This is a genomic window from Gemmatimonadetes bacterium SCN 70-22 (assembly GCA_001724275.1).
GTDB lineage: Bacteria > Gemmatimonadota > Gemmatimonadetes > Gemmatimonadales > Gemmatimonadaceae > SCN-70-22.
The window spans coordinates 308,763-327,590 of sequence record MEDZ01000002.1 but is presented as its reverse complement, the minus strand read 5'-3'; the positions used below and the strand labels follow the sequence as shown (position 1 = coordinate 327,590).

Annotated in this window: 14 protein-coding genes and 2 pseudogenes (1 of these 16 cut by a window edge); 11 read left to right on the top strand and 5 right to left on the bottom strand. The window is 69.3% G+C overall.

From position 1 onward, the window contains the following. Positions 1-610: pseudogene (locus tag ABS52_01440) on the top strand (hypothetical protein); it begins 973 nt to the left of the window's first position. Positions 611-673: 63 nt separating this feature from the next. On the opposite strand, the gene ABS52_01435 reads toward ABS52_01440, so the two are convergent. Further along, on the bottom strand, positions 674-2,437 hold the full coding sequence (locus ABS52_01435) for a hypothetical protein (protein ID ODT05373.1): 1,764 nt from the start codon (positions 2,435-2,437) through the stop codon (positions 674-676). Positions 2,438-2,726: 289 nt separating this feature from the next. On the opposite strand from ABS52_01435, the gene ABS52_01430 reads away from it, so the two are divergent. The 5 genes from ABS52_01430 to ABS52_01410 all read left to right on the top strand — a co-directional run bounded on the left by ABS52_01430 (position 2,727) and on the right by ABS52_01410 (position 7,029). After that, positions 2,727-3,884: a hypothetical protein gene (locus tag ABS52_01430; GenBank protein ID ODT05372.1), complete on the top strand. Its 1,158-nt coding sequence runs from the start codon at positions 2,727-2,729 to the stop codon at positions 3,882-3,884. A 131-nt stretch (positions 3,885-4,015) separates the two neighbouring features. Then, a complete protein-coding gene (locus ABS52_01425; protein ODT05430.1) occupies positions 4,016-5,410 on the top strand; it encodes a hypothetical protein in 1,395 nt (464 codons plus the stop codon). A 191-nt stretch (positions 5,411-5,601) separates the two neighbouring features. After that, positions 5,602-6,195 carry a hypothetical protein gene (locus ABS52_01420; GenBank protein ODT05371.1) on the top strand — a complete coding sequence of 198 codons (594 nt, stop codon included), beginning with the start codon at positions 5,602-5,604 and terminating at the stop codon, positions 6,193-6,195. A gap of 68 nt (positions 6,196-6,263) precedes the next feature. Beyond that, positions 6,264-6,686, top strand: a complete 423-nt coding sequence (locus tag ABS52_01415) for a hypothetical protein (GenBank protein ODT05370.1) — start codon at positions 6,264-6,266, stop codon at positions 6,684-6,686. 91 nt (positions 6,687-6,777) lie between these two features. Then, on the top strand, positions 6,778-7,029 hold the full coding sequence (locus ABS52_01410; protein ID ODT05369.1) for a hypothetical protein: 252 nt from the start codon (positions 6,778-6,780) through the stop codon (positions 7,027-7,029). A 42-nt stretch (positions 7,030-7,071) separates the two neighbouring features. Here the strand turns inward: ABS52_01410 and ABS52_01405 are convergent, their stop codons facing one another. Beyond that, entirely contained in the window at positions 7,072-7,743 is a 672-nt protein-coding gene (locus ABS52_01405; GenBank protein ID ODT05429.1) for a hypothetical protein, read from the bottom strand. Positions 7,744-7,829: 86 nt separating this feature from the next. After that, on the bottom strand, positions 7,830-8,243 hold the full coding sequence (locus ABS52_01400) for a hypothetical protein (protein ID ODT05368.1): 414 nt from the start codon (positions 8,241-8,243) through the stop codon (positions 7,830-7,832). A 278-nt stretch (positions 8,244-8,521) separates the two neighbouring features. Between ABS52_01400 and ABS52_01395 the strand changes: the two genes are divergently transcribed. Further along, a complete protein-coding gene (locus ABS52_01395) occupies positions 8,522-10,150 on the top strand; it encodes a hypothetical protein (GenBank protein ID ODT05367.1) in 1,629 nt (542 codons plus the stop codon). Next, entirely contained in the window at positions 10,147-11,559 is a 1,413-nt protein-coding gene (locus ABS52_01390; GenBank protein ID ODT05366.1) for a peptidase C69, read from the top strand. The genes ABS52_01395 and ABS52_01390 overlap by 4 nt, the downstream gene beginning before the upstream one ends. Before the next feature lie 393 nt (positions 11,560-11,952). Here ABS52_01390 and ABS52_01385 read toward each other — a convergent pair whose 3' ends face one another. Next, entirely contained in the window at positions 11,953-12,108 is a 156-nt protein-coding gene (locus ABS52_01385; GenBank protein ODT05365.1) for an integrase, read from the bottom strand. Positions 12,109-12,456: 348 nt separating this feature from the next. Between ABS52_01385 and ABS52_01380 the strand changes: the two are divergent. Beyond that, positions 12,457-12,711 (top strand): annotated as a pseudogene (locus tag ABS52_01380) (hypothetical protein). 1,293 nt (positions 12,712-14,004) lie between these two features. Continuing rightward, positions 14,005-14,253: a hypothetical protein gene (locus ABS52_01375; protein ID ODT05364.1), complete on the top strand. Its 249-nt coding sequence runs from the start codon at positions 14,005-14,007 to the stop codon at positions 14,251-14,253. Between the two features lie 76 nt (positions 14,254-14,329). Here ABS52_01375 and ABS52_01370 read toward each other — a convergent pair whose 3' ends face one another. Continuing rightward, positions 14,330-15,331 carry a proline iminopeptidase gene (locus tag ABS52_01370; GenBank protein ODT05428.1) on the bottom strand — a complete coding sequence of 334 codons (1,002 nt, stop codon included), beginning with the start codon at positions 15,329-15,331 and terminating at the stop codon, positions 14,330-14,332. Positions 15,332-15,629: 298 nt separating this feature from the next. Between ABS52_01370 and ABS52_01365 the strand changes: the two genes are divergently transcribed. Continuing rightward, the gene (locus ABS52_01365; protein ODT05363.1) at positions 15,630-18,782 is read left to right on the top strand and encodes a hypothetical protein; all 3,153 of its coding nucleotides are present in this window, start codon (positions 15,630-15,632) and stop codon (positions 18,780-18,782) included. The last annotated feature ends 46 nt before the right edge of the window (positions 18,783-18,828 follow it).

Below are 18,828 nucleotides of genomic sequence, written 5' to 3'. Positions count from 1 at the left end.
GGCGACGGGCGCCGGCGGGCGGGAGCCGGTGCGGGTGGCGCGCGCCATCCCGCCGGTGGCGAGCGGGGCGCTGACCGCCGCCGCGCTGGCCCAGACCGTCGCCGCCGTCCTCCCCGAGGGGGCGATCGTCTGCGACGAGGCGATCACCAACCGCTTCACCTGCATGGCGGCGACGGCGGGCGCCCTGCCGCACGAGTGGTTCTGCCTGACGGGAGGGTCGCTGGGCGCCGGGATGCCGATGTCGTTAGGCGCGGCGCTGGCCGCTCCGGGGCGCCGGGTGGTGAACCTGCAGGCTGACGGGAGCGCCATGTACACGCCGCAGGCGCTCTGGTCGTTCGCCCGGGAGGGGGTCGACGTGACGACGGTCATCCTCGCCAACCGCCGGTATCGCATCCTCGACGTGGAGCTGCACCGCATGCAGCTGGCGGGGGTGGAGCGCGGGCGCGCCCTCACCGACCTGTCGCGCCCGCTGCTGGACTTCGTGCAACTGGCGGGGGCGATGGGGGTGCCGGCCTCGCGGGTGACGACGGCGGAGGGGCTGGCCGGCGCCCTGCGCGAGTCGTTCGCCACCGCGGGGCCGCGGCTCATCGAGGCCGAAATGACCGAATGACGATCGCCCGCGCCGGTGTGCTGGCGCGGGCGATCGAATCGGAGCGTCCCCCGGTACGGTTGCCTAACGGATGATCCAGGCCGGGCCGAACGCCCCAGACCCTTGCACGTGCGCGGTGCGCGCGCGAACGCCCGAGCCGTCGGGGCGGATGGTATAGAGGGCCGATGTCCCCGTGCCGCTCACGACCGTCCCCGCGTAGGCGATCAAGCGTCCGTCGGGGGACCACGCCGGCGAGCGCTGGTCGCCCGCCAGGGCGATGCGCCGCGGGGTGCCGGTGGCGAGCGGGACGATCATGATGTCCTCGCCGAGCGCGGGATTGGCCACGTTCCAGCGCGTAAAGGCGATGGTGCTCCCGTCGGGCGACCAGGTGGGGCTGCTGTCGAAGCCGGCGTCCTTCGTCAGCTGCCGGAGGTTGGTGCCATCCGCATTCATCAGCCAGACCTTGTGCTGGCCGTTCACCGCGCCGATGAAGGCGATCTGCGATCCATCGGGCGACCAGGCCGGCGTGCGCATGTCGGTCATCGCAACGGCGACCTGCGTCGAGAGGTTCTTCAGGCCGCTCCCGTCGGGGTTGATGACCCAGAACTCCGGCCGAGCGTTGACCCCGTCCGCGGCCCGGAAGAGGATGCGCGAGCCGTCGGGGCTCCACTGCGGCGCGTGCTCGTAGCCGGCCATGCTGGTGAGCTGGCGCATCCCCATCCCGTTGCGCTGCACGATGTAGAGATCGTGCTGCGGTTCGCCGGTGACCGGATGCGCCTGCGACACGCTGAAGACGATGCGCTGGCCGTCGGGCGAGGGCGACGGCTCGCGCGAGACGTTCCCGGCATTGAGGCGCACCGGAGCCGCGCCGCCGCCGCCCAGGCCGAGGACGAACAGCTCCGCCGCGCCGTTGTTGGCGATGTTCGCGTAGATGAGGTCGTGCGTCGGACGCGGGGTGACGGTGAAGGTGACGGACGCGCTCTTGCCGTCCACCGCCGCGGTGATCGTGACCGTCCCCGCCCCGACGGCCTGCACCGCGGCGAGCGACTGCTGGTTGGCCTGCACCGTGGCGACGGCCGGGTTGTCGGTGGTCCAGGTGGCGATACGTGGCTGCGGCTGGCCGTTCGCCCCTTCCACGTACGAGGAGAGGAAGAAGGTGTCGCCGGTCTCGATGCCATCGGGATGCCCGTCGATGGAGACCTTGGCCACGGGGACCGGGTTCACCCGCACGCCGACGGTGGCGGCCTTCCCCTCGATGATCGCGGTGACGTTGGCCACGCCGCTCGCCAGCGCCTGGAGCGTGCCGTCAGGCGCAACGGTCACCACCGCCGGCTTGCTCGACTGCCACGTCACCGGGCGCCCGGTGATCGTGTTCCCCTCGGCGTCCATCGCGATGGCCGACAGCTGCGCGCTCCCGTTCCACTCCAGCACCACTTCCTCGTCTGCGCTCAGGCGCACCTCGGCCACCGGGACCTGCGCCACCTGGATGAGCGCCGACCCCACCTTCCCCTCGCTGGTGGCGGTGATGGTCACCTCGCCGGGGGCGAGGGCGGTCACCGTGCCGGTGGCCGAGACGGTGGCGATGGCGGCGTTGGCCGAGGCCCAGGTGATGGCGCGCTCGAGCGGGCGGCTGTTCGCGTCCTTGGCGACGGCGAGCAGCGTGACCTGACGACCAGCCAGGACGGAGGCCGTCCCCGGGGCCACGGTGACCGATGCCACGGCCGCGGGAGGGAGAGGCCCCGTCCCCGAATTCCCTCCATCTCCGCACGCGACCAGCGCGGCGAGGGCCAGCTTGGCGGCCAGGCCTATTCCAAGGTGCCGCGCGTCCCTGATCCACGACGTCAACATGTCGTCTGTCTCCCCTGTATGAGTGGCTCGACGCGCCCTGCTGGGGGCTGTCGTTCGCGAGGGAAGGTCGCCGGGGGGGATTATGCGAGCGATTATCGATCGCGGCGGCTCGCTTAGCGGGGGCCGGGCGCTACGTCCTGGTGGGCTGCCCCCCCTGGGGCCGGATACGCCGCCCCGACCACGCGCGAAGCATCCAGCGCATGGGCCAGCGCCGGTCGAGACGCCTGTCGCGTAGGTGAGGCGTGGGCGCTAACCTCACTCCGCATCGATCACTCCCTCCCCTCACCGCATGCCCGCGACCGACCGAGCCCACCACCTGTTGGGTGTCTGGAACCCCTCGTACGAGGCCGACGCGATGGAGGCGCACCTGGAGGTGCTCCTGCGCCATGCGCGGGCGCATCGCGCCGAGGAGAGCGAGGAGGAGGACGTGTACGTCTGGTGGGGGAAGGTACGATCGAGCAACCGGCAGCAGCCCATGGCGCACCTGGACCAGGTCCTGGCGCTCGACGCGATGCTGGGCGACGGGAGCGAGCGCGAGTTGCACCTGTATCTCACCGACTACCGGTCGCTGTACGTGGCGCACGTGGCGGAGATCACGAGTGACGACGTGCTGGACGACGACGACGACGACCACGTTCCGTCGTACTATCGCGAGGCGGGGTTGTCGTGCGACTGCTGGTTTCGCCTGTTCGACATCCGGCGCGTGGTGGCCGACGACACGCTGGCGGTCATCGCCGAGCTCAAGAAGCTGCGCAACGTGCACTATCACGACCGTCCGGTGTCGTTGTACGGCGGGATGGTCGACCTTCCGTTGCTCGTGTGGCGCGACGACGAGGTGCGGTGGTTCGACGCCGCCCTGCGGGAGCGCTACACGAACGGGCGCTTCTGGGTGGAGTTCGACGCCGAGCAGGGAGGGAACGCCGCGATGCAGGCGGAGTTGCGCGACCATCGCTTCGGCCCGGCGCTGTGGGAGGCGCTCGACCCGGCGGCGCGCTCGTTCATCGCCTCGGCCGAGCAGATCTTCCGGGCGCACCATCGCGATGCGGCGTTCGACTTGTCCCCGGTAGCGGTGAACCTGGCGCGGGCGCTGGAGCTGCAGGTGAACCTGGTGCTGCGCCACGCGCTGCGGCGGGCGCCGCGCGACGTGCGGCTGGCGAACGTGGACGGGACGACGCGCGACCTGGCCGACGGGACGAACTGGACGTTAGGCGCGCTGGCCGACGCGATCGACAGGGACGACGCGCGCGTGGCGTGGCTCGGTGAGCACCTCCGCAAGGGGCGCTGGTTCACCGGGTCGCTTCCGTCGGTGGTGCGCATGGTGGCGGAGGTGCGGAACGCGGCGGCGCACACGGAGGCAGTGCCGCGGGAGGCGGTGGTGCGCGTGCGGGCGCAGCTGGTGGGGGTGGGGTGCGCGGGGGCGTTGGTGGAGCTGGCGGGGGTGGGGTAGGGTGGCGCCGGCGTCGGTTGCCGACCGCGCTCGCGGCCGACAGCGCCCCCGAGGCGGGTGTCACCGGCCGTGGTTACGTTGGTCGCTGGTTCATCCCGAGCGATTCGTGCACTCGCAGACGGTCGCATCTCCTGACTCGAGCCCTGCCCCCCGTGAACTCCGTAGTGCTTCTGGTGGCGGTGGCGGCCGGGGTCGCCGGCGCCCTCCTCACCTGGCTCGCCCTGCGCGGCACCCAGCAGCAGCTGCGCGCCGACCGCGATCGGGCTGCCGCCGACCTCACCACCGCCCGCGGCGAGCTGGCCACCGCCCGCCAGGAGCTGGCCCAGCTGCAACGCGCCCTGGCTGAGGCGCGCGAATCGCTCGCCGCGCTGCGCGCCGGCAACGAGGCCGAGCAGCGTGCGGTAGAGGAGAAGCTCGCCCTCCTCTCCAGCTCGGAGGCGCGGCTCAAGGACGCCTTCTCGGCGCTGGCCACCGAGGTGTTGCAGCAGAACGGGGCCGCCTTCCTCGAACTCGCGGGGAGCAGGATGGGCGAGATGCGCGCCCACTCGTCGGCCGACCTCGATGCCCGCAAGGCCGAGGTCGAGCAATTGGTGGCGCCGCTGCGCGAGGGGCTGGAGCGGCTGCACGGCGTGGTGGACGGCGTGGAGAAGCAGCGCATCAGCGCCTTCGCCTCGCTCGAGTCGCAGCTGCGCGCGGTGGCCGAGGGGAGCACACGGCTGCAGGTGGAGACGCAGAACCTGACCAAGGCGCTGCGGGCGCCGCAGGTGCGCGGGCGGTGGGGGGAGTTGCAGCTGCGAAACGTGGTCGAGATGTCGGGAATGGAGGAGCACGCCGACTTCCAGGAGCAGCAGAGCGTGGATGGCGCCGAGGGGCGCCAGCGCCCCGACCTGGTGGTGAAGCTTCCCGGCGGGAAGACCGTGGTGGTCGACTCGAAGGTCGCCCTCCAGGGGTACCTCGACGCGCTGGAGGCGCCTGACGAGGGGGCGCGCGGGCAGGCGCTCAAGCGGCATGCGGCGCACCTCCGCTCCCACATGGAGCAGCTGTCCACCAAGGCGTACTGGGACCAGTTCGCCCAGACGCCCGATTTCGTCGTCCTCTTCGTCCCCGGCGAGTCGTTCCTGGCTGCGGCGTGCCAGGAAGACCCGGGGCTCTACGAGCGCGGCTTCGCCAACCGCGTGCTGCTGGCGGGGCCGTCGACGCTGGTGGCGCTGCTCAAGACGATCGCCTACGGATGGCGACAGGAGGTCATCGCCGCCAACGCGGAACGCGTGCGCGACCTGGGGCAGGAGCTGTACGACCGCGTCGGCAAGCTGGCCGAGCACTTCGACCGGATGGGGCGTGGGCTGCGGACGGCGGTGGATGCGTACAACAACGCGGTCGGGACCATCGAGTCACGCGTCCTGGTCTCGGCGCGCAAGTTCCGGGAGTTGGGGGTGGAGTCGCCGCGCGCCATCCAGGAGGTGGAGCCGCTGGACCTCGCCCCCCGCGCCCTGCAGGCGCCGGAGTTCGACGCTCCCGCGGAGTGAGCGATCGCGGGGGCGATCGCGGATGCGGGATCGGATGCGGGTGTGGGTGCCGATGCGCGAGGGGGCGTGAGCGTGCCCAGTCCGTCGGGGTGACGGGAGGGCGACGCAGGGCAAACCCGGACTGTGCCTCGCGAAGAATGGCTGTATATAACCGTCAGGTTATATACGGCAGTCCATCGCTGGAGTCCGCCATGCCTCGCCTCCCCACGACGTCCTTGCCGCTCGCGCTCCTTGTGCTCGGTGTTCCGTTCCTTTCCCTCGGGGCGCAGGGGGGGACACGCCCCGGCGCACCCAACGAAGCGCTCGCCCGCGCCGTGCGCGAGGTGGAGCAGCTGGACGCCCTCCGCTCGTCGCTGGCCCGTACCTTCGCGTCGGGCGGGGTGGCGGCCACCGACTCGACCTTCGCGCAGGTGTGCAAGCCGGTCAAGGCGCAGGCCATGAAGGTCGCCTCGGAGAACGGCTGGGTGGTGGCGCAGCTGGCCGAGCGCAACCGCCATCCGGACAACGCGCTCGATGGCGGAGCCCGGCGCGCCTTCATGCAGATGCGCCGGAATCCCGACGTGATGGGGGAGTGGGTGCGCGCGTCGCTCAAGGGACGGCAGGGAACGCGCTACTTCCGCCGCATCACGGTGGAGCCGGCGTGCCTGGCGTGCCATGGCAAGCGGGATGCGCGCCCGGACTTCGTGAAGAAGAACTACCCTAACGACAAGGCGTTCGGCTTCGCCGCCGGCGACCTGCGCGGGATCTACTCGATCTTCATTCCTGACGCCACGCCGGCGCGCTGAGCGCGCTGGCCCGCCAACTGGCCCGCCAGCGGGCACGTGGTGGCGTCGCCTCGATTCCTGGAGACAGCATGCAACGCATCATCACGGCCATCACGGCGGCGGCACTCTGCACCGGCGTCGCAGTGGCGGCGGAGGCGCAGGGAACCGCGCCCGATTCCGCCCTGCTGGCGCAGGGGAAGCAACTGGTGACCACCGTCTGCGCCGCGTGCCACACCGAGCAGCCGCCCGCGAAGCTCGCGCCGCCGCTGGCGCACGTCTCGCACCGCTACCGGATGCAGCTCGAGGGCGATCGCGATGCCGCGCTCGAACGGATCGTGGCGTGGATCAAGGCGCCGGCAAAGGAGAAGTCGCTGATGCCGCCGATGGCGATCGAACGCTTCGGGCTGATGGCGCCGCTTCCGCTCCCCGACGAGCAGCTGCGTGCCGCCGCGGCATACGTCTGGTCGCTCTCGGAAGGGAAGCACGGGATGGGCATGGGGCACCGGCGCTGAGCGGCCGCGCGCGAAGAAAAGCGTGGACCGCATCCGGCGTTAGGTGTATCATGGGGCATCGCGTCACTCACGCCATTACCGGAGGAACCACATGGCAACGCTAGCGAAGACCGCGAAGAAGGCCGTACGCACGGGTGGAAAGACGCTGAAGAAGACGGCGAAGCAGTCGGCGGTGAAGGCCCAGAAGCGCGCCAAGGCGCTGGCGACGAAGGTGGCCGACAAGGTCACGGGACGCGACAAGAAGAAGAAGGCGATCAAGCGCGCCGCAGCCGGAGCCGCGCTCGCCGGGGCCGCGCTGGCCGTGGCCGGCATCGCGATGAAGAAGCGCGCCAAGAAGCGGTAGCAGGCGCCGGCTAGAAGCCGAGCAGCCTCTTCTCGCTGCCGGCTAGAAGCCGAGCAGCCTCTTCTCATAGACGTGGGTGATGCGCACCCCGTCCCACACATAGGCGAGGTGCTGTGCCTGTCGCGGCTGCGAAAGCGCGATCGGTCGCAGCACCGCCGCGCATTCGCCCCCCGCGTGTCGCACGCTCTCCCAGGCGAGGCCCCACGACCCGGCCGCGCGCAGCCGCATCGCGAGCCCCTGGCTCGCCGAGTAGTCGGTGGGCGAATGCAGCTCCGGATGTCGCGTCGCGAGCCCCCGCAGGTCATGCAGCTCGGCGTCGAGTGTCGCGTGGATCACGCGCATGTCGAGTTCGATGGGGCCCTGCCGCGTGGCCCGGAGGAAGGCCTCCCGGTGATGCCGCGTCTCGGCGACCGCGGTCGCGAGCGTGCGGGCGCAGTAGTAGGCGCCGAAGGCGCCGGTGGAGAACCGCCCGCCGCCTGACGAGAGGTGCGTGAAGGGGGCCATGATCCAGCTGGACCCCGGGCCGCTCACACGGTCGCGCGGCGGGACGAGCGAGAGCTCGCCGACCTCGTCGCGCAGTCGCGTGTTGGTGAGCGACTCGACGGCGTAGATCGCATCGTAGTCGCGCGGGTCGGCCACCCGCTCGAAGAGGTCGATGGGCGGGAAGCGCGACGGGACGACGCGAACGGACGGTTCCCAGCGCACGCGCCGCACGGGCGGATCCCACGTAACCAGGGAGAGGTCGGCCGGTCCCGTGGAGAGGCCGCGGGGGAGCCCGTCAGGTGCATCGCCCTCACGCGTCATGCCCACCCGCTGCGCTGCGCGTCGAGATACTGCCGCACCAGATAGAGGTCGGCCACGTTGCCGGAGCGCATGACATCGAGGGCGGAGCGGCCATTGAAGGGCGGGGCGTCGTTGGGGCGCTTGACCCAGGCGTCGGCGGCGTCGGGATCGGGGAGGAGGAGCTGCAGCGCCTTGTAGATGCCGAGGAGGTACGACACCCGCTCCAGGAGGTCGCGCGAGACGACCCCGACCTTGCCGGCCTTCCACTTATAGAACGTGGATTCGGGGGGGCTCCCGAGAAGGATCCTCGTCTCACGTGCCGAGAGCTGCCACGACTCGGCGATGTGGAAGACCGTGCGCAGGGCGGCGGGGGCGTGGACCGCGAGGTCCGCTGGTGCGCGCTCTCTGGATGGTCGCACGTGCGACTCCATGGGGATAGTATTCCCAAGTCTATTCCATATGGAGACTACGCACAAGACGTGCGGAGACGGGTCGAGAGGCGGAACGGGGAGCGGCCTCGTTGCGGACGGCAGCCCCCTGGGGAGCGGCTCGCGCCGAGCGGCTCTCGCGGTAGGGCTCTCGCGGTAGGGCTCTCGCGATGGGGCTCTCCCGCTTGGCCGCCCATGGACGCGCCGAAGCATGAGCGCCGGTCAACATCTGCGGCGCGCCAGCCGTTGTACCACCGCCCACTCACCTCAGAGGTTACCCGGTGACATTCACTCGACGCGACTTCGTGCGCGCCTCGTCGGTCGCGGCCGCCGCGCTCGGCGTCACGCACATTTCGCCGCGCACGGCATCGGCCCTGGTCGGGCCGGACGCCCTCCCCCTGCAGGACCCGGCCTTCAAGGAGCTCGCGATGCGGGCGCTGGAGGCGGCGAAGGGGGCAGGGGCGTCGTATGCCGACGTCCGCATCTCCCGCAACCGCACCCAGAACCTCTTCACCCGTGAGCGGCGGGTGCAGGGGGTGGTGGACAACGAGACGTTCGGCTTCGGGGTGCGTGTCCTGGTGAACGGGGCGTGGGGATTCGCCGCCAGCAGCACCATCACGCCGGACGAGATCGTGCGCGTGGCGCGACAGGCGGCCCGCCAGGCGCAGGCCTCGGCGCCGACGCAGCTCCGCCCCGTCGTCCTCGCCCCCGGGGGGGCGCCCGTGACCGACGGGCGCTGGAAGTCGCCGATCAAGGTGGACCCGTTCGACGTCCCCATCGAGGAGAAGGCGCAGTTGCTCCTGGCGGCCAACGAGGCGGCGCTCAAGGTGAAGGGGGCGCGCTTCTGCACCTCCAGCATGTTCTTCCTGCGCGAGGAGAAGACCTACGCCAACACCGACGGGACGTACACCGTCCAGACCATCTACCGGGCGCAGCCGTCGCTGACGGTGACGGCGGTGTCGAGCGACTTCACCGACTTCCAGTCACGCCAGTCCACCGACATCCAGCCCAAGGGGCTCGGCTACGAGCACGTGACCGACGCCAACCTGGTGGTGAATGCGGCCAAGTGGGCCGAGCAGGCGGTGGAGAAGCTGTCGGCCAAGCCGGTCGAGGTGGGGCGCTACGACCTGGTGCTGGACCCGACGCACTTGTGGCTGACGGTGCACGAGGCGTGCGCCCATCCCACCGAGCTCGATCGCGCCTTGGGCTACGAGGCCAACTATGCCGGGACGTCGTTCGCGGCGCCGCCGGAGAAGGCGCTGGGCAAGCTCAAGTTCGGCTCGGAGCTCATGAACGTTCGTGGCGATCGCTCGCAGGTGGGCTCGCTCTCGGCGTGCGGGTGGGACGACGAGGGGCAGCAGCCCGAGGACTTCATGATCATCGAGAAGGGGATCCTGGTGAATTACCACGCGATCACGCGCATGCAGGCCCCATTCCTGGAGTGGTGGGACAAGCAGAAGGGGCGGGCGACCCGCTCGCAGGGGTGCAGCTATGCGCAGAGCTGGGCCGACGTGCAGTTCGAGCGCATGCCGAACGTCTCGATGGTGCCGGGGAAGGAGGAGCGCTCGTTCGAGGACATCATCGCGGCGACGGATCGCGGGATCGCGATCGTGGGCGACGGGTCGTTCTCGATCGACCAGCAGCGCTACAACGCGCAGTTCGGCGGCCAGCTGTTCTACGAGATTCGCGGGGGGAAGATCACGGGGATGTTGAAGGACGTGGCCTACCAGATTCGCACGCCGGAGTTCTGGGCGTCGATGGACATGATCGGCGGGCCGAAGAGTTACCAACTGTGCGGTGCCTTCGGCGACGCCAAGGGGCAGCCGTCGCAGTCCAACGCCGTGTCGCACGGGTGCATCCCGACGCGCCATCGCCAGGTCAACGTCATCAACACCGGGAGGCAGGGATGAGCGCGCCGCGTTCGTTGTACGTCGAGGGGGCGCCCATCCTGTCGCGCGACGAGGCGCAGGCGCTGGCCAAGCGGGTGCTGTCGTTCGCGACCGCCGACGCCACGCGCGTCACGATCCGGAGCGCGGCGCGCGCCAACTCGCGCTTTGCGGTGAACCAGATCTCGACCGCGGGCGACAACTTCGACACGGTCGTCACCGTGCTCAGCACGTACGGGAAGCGGAGCGCGACGGCGACGACCAACAAGCTGGATGATGCGGCGCTGCGGCAGGTGGTGGCCAACTCCGAGAAGCTGGCGCGCCTGTCGCCCGAGGACCCGGAGGCCATGCCGGAGCTCGGGCCCCAGGAATATGCGGAGTCCGCGGGGTGGAGCGACGCCACGGCGCTCCTCGACCCGGTGGCGCGGGCCGGTGCGATCCGGACGATCACCGAGCCGGCGCGCGGCGCGGGGTTGGTGTCGACGGGGTACATCGAGTCGCGCGGGACGGCGCTGGCGATCGCCAACAACAAGGGACTGTTCGCGTATTCGCGCACCACCGAGGCGGTGCTCACCACCACCGTCCGCACCCCAGACGGGCAGGGGTCGGGGTGGGGCGGAGCGGCGCACTGGGATTGGTCGAAGATCGACGCCAGGGCGCTGGGCGCGACGGCGATCCAGAAGGCGCGCGCGTCGCAGAACGCGGTGGCGATCGAGCCGGGGCGCTACACCGTGATCCTCGAGCCCACCGCGGTGGGGAACCTCGTGCAGCTGCTACTGGGGGCGATGAACGCCCGCAACGCCGACGAGGGGCGGTCCTTCTTCACGAAGCAGGGCGGGGGGAACAAGATCGGGATGAAGGTGATGGACGAGCGGGTCACGCTCGTTTCCGACCCGCTCGATCCCGATATCGGCACCAACACCTTTGCGGCTGACGGGCTCCCGCTCAAGCGCACGGTCTGGATCGAGAATGGCGTCGTGAAGAACCTGGCCTACGACCGCTACTGGGCGCAGAAGCAGGGGAAGGAGGCCAACACGGGGGGTGGTGGCGGCGGCTTCGGCGGCTTCGGTGGAGGCGGGGCCGGGCTCAAGATGATGGGCGGTGACCAGTCGCTCGAGGAGCTCATCGCCGGGACCGAGCGCGGGATCCTGGTTACGCGCTTCTGGTACATCCGGCCGGTGGACCCGCGCACGGTGCTGTACACCGGGCTCACGCGCGACGGGACCTTCCTGGTGGAGAAGGGGAAGATCACCAAGGCGGTGAAGAACTTCCGCTTCAACGAGTCGCCCGTGTTCATGCTGAACAACCTGGAGGCGATGTCGCGCGCGATCCGCGTGAGTGCGAGCGAGAGCGGGAACACGGGGCAAGCGATCGTCGTCCCCGCCATCCGCACGCGGGAGTTCGCGTTCACCAGCTTGAGCGACGCGGTGTAGGCGGAGGGAACGGGTACCGGACGACGGGGGGGCGCCCCCGTCATCCGCACCGGTGTGTTGGCGGAATCGCTTCGCAATTGGCGACGTCTGGTTGACCTCAGAACGGCTGGTCGTCGTCATCGGCGAGTGATTCAGGGAAGTCATCGACACCGTCACCTCCTCGCTTCGCCGCGACTCTGGGGCGCGCCCATCGCAACGTCGCTCCCACGTCCTGGATACGGCTGGTGGAGCAGCGCCCCCACCGATCGGGGATGCGACCAGGGCACTCGTGGCGGTGCAACGAGTTGGACGTACTGGTGGTGCTCCGGGTTACCGGCGTGCTGCGTGTGCTCGTGGTGCGCTCCGTGCTTTTCTCGCCATCAGCCTTGGAGCGTCGCTGCGAAGGGCTCTGAATTAGTAGCGGACCTTGAACGTCGGACTGTCCACGGAGCGTGTCTTCCGCCGGTCGTACCGGCGCGTGGTCGCGATGTTCGCGTGCCCCAGCCACTCCAGTACCGTGGCGATATCCGCCTCGTGATCGAGCGCGTTGATGGCGGCCGTCGCGCGCAAGGAATGAACCGCGCCGGGATTACTGGAGGCTCCACTCTGTGAGAGATTGGAGCCATGAGCACATCGAAACGGCAGCAGCGGTTCAGTCCTGAGGTGCGCCAGCGCGTTATCCGGCTGGTCCGGGAGCAGACGCCGCAGCATGCGTCGCAATGGGCGACGATTTGTGCGATTGCCCCGAAGCTGGGGTGCACAAACGAGACCCTGCGCCGCTGGGTGCGGGAAGCGGAGCGCGAGGCCGGCGAGCCGCCCGCCCCGTCAGGAGGTGATGCTCCCAAGAGATCGAGCAAACCTGGTGCGTAACACTTGGCGATCGCCAACTGCGCAGAAGTGGGTGATCCTTGACCGTCCATGCGCTACACCGAGCGCCTGGCGGAGGCCGGGGCGGCCCCCTCGGTCGGCAGCGTCGGCGACGCCTACGACAACGCGCTGGCGGAGTCGGTGATCGGCTGGTGCGAGACGGAAGTCATCCGGCGGCGTGGCCCGTGGCGCCGCTTTGATGACGGGGAGTTGGCGACGCTGGAATGGGTCGGCTGGTTCAACACGCAGCGCTTGCTGGAACCGCTGAGCTATGTTCCCCCCGCAGAGTTCGAGGCGATGTATCACGAGACCCTCACCGGCCACACCGGGGCGGTGAGACTCAACTCACCGAGCCTCCACGGAGCCCGGGGCGGTTCAGTTGACTCACGCGCAGTGTCTGTGTCGGCGGGGAATCCGACCTGTGGCTTCTAACCTCGCATCCTGAGAGGGTACCATGCGCGATCTGTGGCCTGTTGTCGCGGTGGTAAGTGGCATTGCGCTCTCGCTATCACCTGGGACGTCTGATGCCCAGGAGAGAGTGCCTCGTACCGTAGTTGTGGCGGGGCTTACCGTAGGCGGTCTGCGAACGGCACACCCGGAAGGTGGCATCGGAACAGTCGGCCTCGTGTTGGGTGTAGAGCGCCAACTGGCGACGCTATTCTCGTTACGTGCACTCGCGTCACTGACCCGTGGGATCTTCCTCGTCGATGGCATCGACCTGTGTCATCCGGTCGGCAACGGTTGCCTACCTGATGGCGTGTTTCCCACTTGGATGAGCGGCCTAGCGTTGGAGGGCAGCGTGGCTCCACGAGTGGGCTGGCCGCTTCGCCTTGTCGGGGGGCTCGGAGCGATTGTTGCTTACGATCCGCGAGTGAACCAACGAAGAAAAGTCCCAGTGGACGAGAGCGCGGCGGTCCGAGCCACCTGGCGGGCAGGCGTGGAAATACCTCTGGGCTCGTCGCCAAAGGCGCCATTCGTACAACTCACGCGCACCGGGTTCACAGAACGTGCCTTCTCGGCTTCCAGCGTCGACGCTATCACGGTCTCGTTTCGGCGTTAGCGCGCTCCACGCGCTTCGGTGCGGTCATGACAATAAGGGCGCAGCATCTCTGCTGCGCCCTTGGCATATAGAAGCCGTTGTTCGGCGATGGACACGTATCTACCGCTGCCGACGATCACGTGATCGAGAAGCGGGATGCCGATCATCTCACTGAACCGCCCCGGGCTTGAAGGAGGCTCCCACCTTTATGGCAGCGCGACCATGTGAGGACACACGCGACCGTGCCGTGGGGAACGGCGCCGACACCCTGGTGGCCATCCATGGCGGCCCGGGCGTCGACTTGGAGAGCATTGCCGACGACTTCGCCGCGCTCGCCCAGAGGCACACGGTCATCTTCTATGACCAGCGCGGCGCGGGACGCTCCACCTTGCCGACCGATACGACGACGCTGAACGCGACGCAACAGGTTTCCGACCTCGACGCGGTGCGGCGTCACTTCAGCCTGGCGCACATGACGCTCATCGCGCACTCGTACGGCCCGCTCCTGGCCGCGACGTACGCCATCGCGCACCCGGCCAACGTGGCGCGCATGATCTTCATTGGCCCCGCTCCGCTTGGTGATGGCGTCGTACGGCGACTGGGACATCCGCGGGGCGTTGCACACGCTCGACATCCCGACGCTCGTCCTTCATGGGGAGCAGGAGGCGATCCCCATGGACCTGGTGGAGGAGTGGATTGCGGCCTTGCCCCGCGCGACCCTGGTCAAGGTGCCTCGCGCGGCACACTTCCCGTACGCCGAGCGCCCCGATGTGGTATGGCCGGCGGTGGAGAAGTTCCTGGGACGCTGAGCAACGACGGGTGACGCCGTGCGGAGGCGCAGCGGGCGATCCTGCCGCTCGCGGCGCTCCCACCCCAGGCGCTACCTCACTTCGCCTCCGCGAACCGCCCGGCGTCGACGTCCTTGAGGAAGCGGATCACCCCGTCGAAGTACACCTGCTGGTCGTCGTACAGCGACAGGTGGCTCCCCTTGGGGCAGTAGAGGTACCGCCCCCGCTGTACCTGCCCCGCCATCCACTCCATGTGCTTGGGGTCCATGGTGTCGTATTCGGCGCCGATCACCAGCGTCGGGATGGTGAGCTTGGGGAGGTCGGCGGTGCGATCCCACTTCTCCAGCTTGCCGCTGGCTCCGAGCTCGCTCGGCCCCTGCATGGACACATAGATGTCGGGGTTCACGTGCTTGAAGGCGCGTTGCACGCCATCGGGCCACTCGGCCTGCGGCATGCGCAGGACGTGGTGCTCGTAGTGGTTGGGGACCAGGAGCTCCATGTAGCGCGGGTTCCCGTAATCCTTCTTCGCCTCGAGCGCCTTGATCTCGGCCAGCACCTTCTGGTCCATCTTCGGCATCAGGACCTTGGCGGCATACTCGTTGTAGGCCGGGATGCTGGCCATCATGTTGGAGATGATGAGCCCCTTGAGGTGCTGCTGGTACTTGAGGGCGTATTCCATCGCGAGGATCCCCCCCCACGACTGCCCCAGGAGATAGAAGTTCTCCGGGCCGAGGCCAAGCGCCTGCCGCACCTGCTCCACTTCCTCGACGAAGCGCGCGGTGTTCCAGAGCGAGGAATCCCTTGGCTGGTCCGAGTAGTACGAGCCCAATTGGTCGTAGTAGTAGTACTCGATGCCGGCGCCGGGAAAGTACGAGTCGGCGGCCTCGAAGTACTCGTGCGTCATTCCCGGCCCCCCGTGCAACAGGAGGACCTTGATGGTGGGGTTGTTGCCGACGCGCTTGGTCCAGACCCGGAAGGTTCCCTTGGGGGTGCTGACGGGGATGAGCCGTGCCCCGCCACCGAGGATGTCGGTGCGCCCGGTGGTGTCGAAGTAGGTGGCCGTGGCGGCGGCGGCGCCTTCGGCGGAGTGTGGCGGCACCGACTGGGTGGTGCAGGCGGCGAGGGCGATGGCCGTGGTTGCGAAAAAGGCGTGAGGGCGCACGAAAGGCTCGCTGGAGGTGACGCGCGGGAAGCTACGGGTGGGTTCCCTGACCGGAAGTCCGTCAGCATGCACGCGCCGAGCGGCGTAGTGATACGAGCGCCGCCATTGCACGCCGTGCGCCCGGCGCGCCTATTCCGCGCGACCCCTTCCCCTTTCGCCCCCATCCGTGGTTGCCATGCCGGAAACACCTCGCTGGTCCCGCACTGCGCCGTCGGCTGCGTCGCTGCTGACGGCGGTGCTCCTCGTGAGCACGCTCGCTTCCCCCGCGACCGCGCAACGCCGCGGCGCGCCCGATCCCAACGCCCCCGTGAACGCGCAGCCGTACCGCTTCGAGTTCCTCGGCCCCGCCACCGGGGGGCGCTTTGCCTCGCTGGCCGGGGTGGAGGGTGACACCGCGACCTGGTACGCTGGATCGGCCTCCGGGGGGATCTGGAAGACGACCGACGGCGGCGCCAACTGGCGCCCCATCTTCGACGGGCAGCCGGTGCAGGCCATCGGCGCCCTCGCCGTGGCGCCCAGCGACCGGAACACCGTCTGGGCGGGGACGGGCGAGGCGTGGGCAATCCGCGAGTCCGACGTGATGGGGGACGGGATCTACAAGTCGACCGATGCGGGGGCGACGTGGCAGCACATGGGACTGCGCGAGACGGGGCGCATCGCGCGGATCCTGGTGCACCCGACCGACGCCAACGTCGTCTATGTCTGTGCGTTAGGCCGGACCACCGGCCCCCAGCAGGAGCGCGGCGTCTACAAGACGACCGACGGGGGGAAGACGTGGACGCGCTCGGCGTTCGTCGACGTCAACACCGGGTGCTCCGACCTGGCCATGGACGCCAAGAATCCCGATGTCCTGGTGGCGGGGATGTGGCAGGTGGACATGAAGTCGTGGGGGATGACGAGCGGGGGACCGGGGAGCGGGATCTGGATGACGCGCAACGGTGGCGCCGCGTGGAAGAAGGTCGAGCACGCGGGGCTCCCGAAGCCGCCGATCGGGAAGGTCGGCGTGGCGATCGCCCCCTCGAACCCCAACCGCATCTTCGCCCTCATCCAGACGCTCAATCAGGGGTCGCTGTGGCGAAGCGATGACGGTGGGGCGACGTGGCAGGCGGTGAGCTGGCAGCGCTCGCTGATCGGGCGCGCCGGCTACTACATGCACCTGGCGGTGAACAGCGGGAACCAGGACGAGGTCTATGTCGCGAACTCGTCGTTCTGGCGCTCGATGGATGGCGGGAAGACGTTCGAGGACACGCGTTGGGGAGGCGACACGCACGACATCTGGATCTCGCCCACGGACCCCGACCACTTCGGCCTCACCGACGATGTGGGCTTCAAGATCACGACGACGCACATGCGGCAGCGCAAGAACGTGGTCTTGAACAACGGGCAGATGTACCACGTGGCGGTCGACAACCGCATCCCGTACTGGGTGTACTCCAACCGCCAGGACAACGGGACCATGCGCGGCCCCTCGGACGGCTATGAGCGCGGGACTCCGGGAATGGGGGGCGGCGGCCCGCAGTTCTACGGCGCCTCGCAGGACGGCGTGCGGGAATGGGACCACGGGATCGGCGGCTGCGAGTCGGGCTTCACCTTCCCCCTCCCCAACAACCCGGACGTGATCTGGGCGAGCTGCTACGGCAACAAGGTCACGCGCTACGATCACCGGATGCAGACGGCGCGTTCGGTGCAGCCGTACCGCATCACCCTGGACTCGCCGCCCGACGACATCAAGTACCGCTGTCACTGGACGGCGCCGCTGGCCGCCGATCCGTTCGAGACGGAGACGCTGTACTACGGCTGCCAGGTGATCTTCCGCAGCAACGACAAGGGGCAGAGCTGGGACATCATCTCTCCCGACCTGTCGATGAAGGACCCGTCGAAGGTCAAGCCATCGGGTGGGGTGATCGGTGACAACCTGGGGCAGTTCTACGGGTCGGTGGTCTTCGCCATCGCCCCGTCGAAGGTGGAGCGCGGGCTCATCTGGGCCGGGACGAACGACGGAAAGGTATGGGTCACGCGCAATGGCGGCGGCGAGTGGACCGACCTCACGAAGAACATCACCGGGATGCCGGCGTGGGGGACGATCCGCGAGATCGAGCCGTCGCTGCACGATGCCGCGACGGCGTACGTCGTCGTGGACCTGCACACGAATGACGATCGGCGCCCGTACCTCTACAAGACGAGCGATTACGGCAAGACCTGGAAGAGCATCGTCAGCAACCTCCCGAGCGCGCACCCGCTCGACTATGTGCTGAGCATCGCCGAGCATCCGGAGCGGAAGGGGATGCTCCTGGCGGGGACGGGGCACGCGTTCTACTACTCGCTGGACGACGGCGCGCGCTGGACCCAGTACCAGACCGGGCTCCCCGCGGCGCCGGTGACGTGGATCGAGATTCCCAAGGGGTGGAATGACGCCGTGGTGTCGACGTACGGGCGCGGGCTGTGGGTGCTGCGCGACCTCGCGGCGCTGCAGGACGGGGGAGTTGCGGCTGGCGGTGCCACGCTCTTCGCGCCGCACCCCGGGGTCCGGCGCGCGCGCGAGGGGCGGGCCGACCTGACCTTCCGGGCGACCGACACGTCGTTGGTGACGCTCGAGATCCGCGACGCCGCCGGGCGCGTGGCCCGCACGCTCAAGGTGCGGCCGCAGGTGGGGCTCAACCGCGTGGTGTGGAACCTTCGCTACGACCTGTCGGTCCCGGTGGCGCTGCGCGCCCTGCCGCCCGACAATCCGTACATCTGGGACGAGCCCCGCTTCAAGGGGATGGACACCCGCCCCATCGCCCACTGGGGGATCCAGCAGCCCCAGTCGCAGGGACCGCTGGGGGCGCCGGGAGCATACACGGTGACGCTCACCGCGGGCGGGCAGACGTTCCGGCAGCCGCTCACGATCCTCAAGGCGACCGACGTCCCCGCGTCGGTCGACGACCTGATCGCCTCGACCGAGGCGCAGGTGCGCGTGCGCGACCGCCTCACGGAGACGGCCACCATCGTCAACCAGATCGAGGTCCTGCGCAAGAACATCGAGGACCAGCTCAAGGCCAACGCCGGCAATGCGGCGGCGGTCAAGGCGCTCAAGGAGATGGACCAGAAGATGCTCGACATCGAGCTGATCCTCCTGTCGCGCCACGACCTGCATTCCGACGACAAGTGGTTCGTCGAGACCTACCGCACGTACCTCTCGCTGTTGTGGCTGGCGGGCGAGATCGGGAGTGGCGCGGGTGACGTGGCCGGCGGCGCCGACTGGCGCCCGACCGACGCGTCGATGCAGACGCTGAAGGAGCTCGAGGGCGACCTGGAGCGGGCCAAGGCTGCCTTCAAGGTCTTGATGGAGAAGGAGCTCCCGGCCTTCAACGCGAAGATGAGCGCCCTCCTCAAGCCGATCGCCTGACGGGTGGAGGGGGCGACCGCCGGCGGCGGTCGGCCCCCTCCTCCTC

Bases quoted from the DNA above. Each gene is read 5' to 3' on its own strand.
- ABS52_01435 (ODT05373.1), bottom strand. From the start codon at position 2,437: ATGTTGACGTCGTGGATCAGGGACGCGCGGCACCTTGGAATAGGCCTG.
- ABS52_01430 (ODT05372.1), top strand. From the start codon at position 2,727: ATGCCCGCGACCGACCGAGCCCACCACCTGTTGGGTGTCTGGAACCCC.
- ABS52_01420 (ODT05371.1), top strand. From the start codon at position 5,602: ATGCCTCGCCTCCCCACGACGTCCTTGCCGCTCGCGCTCCTTGTGCTC.
- ABS52_01415 (ODT05370.1), top strand. From the start codon at position 6,264: ATGCAACGCATCATCACGGCCATCACGGCGGCGGCACTCTGCACCGGC.
- ABS52_01410 (ODT05369.1), top strand. From the start codon at position 6,778: ATGGCAACGCTAGCGAAGACCGCGAAGAAGGCCGTACGCACGGGTGGA.
- ABS52_01400 (ODT05368.1), bottom strand. From the start codon at position 8,243: ATGGAGTCGCACGTGCGACCATCCAGAGAGCGCGCACCAGCGGACCTC.
- ABS52_01390 (ODT05366.1), top strand. From the start codon at position 10,147: ATGAGCGCGCCGCGTTCGTTGTACGTCGAGGGGGCGCCCATCCTGTCG.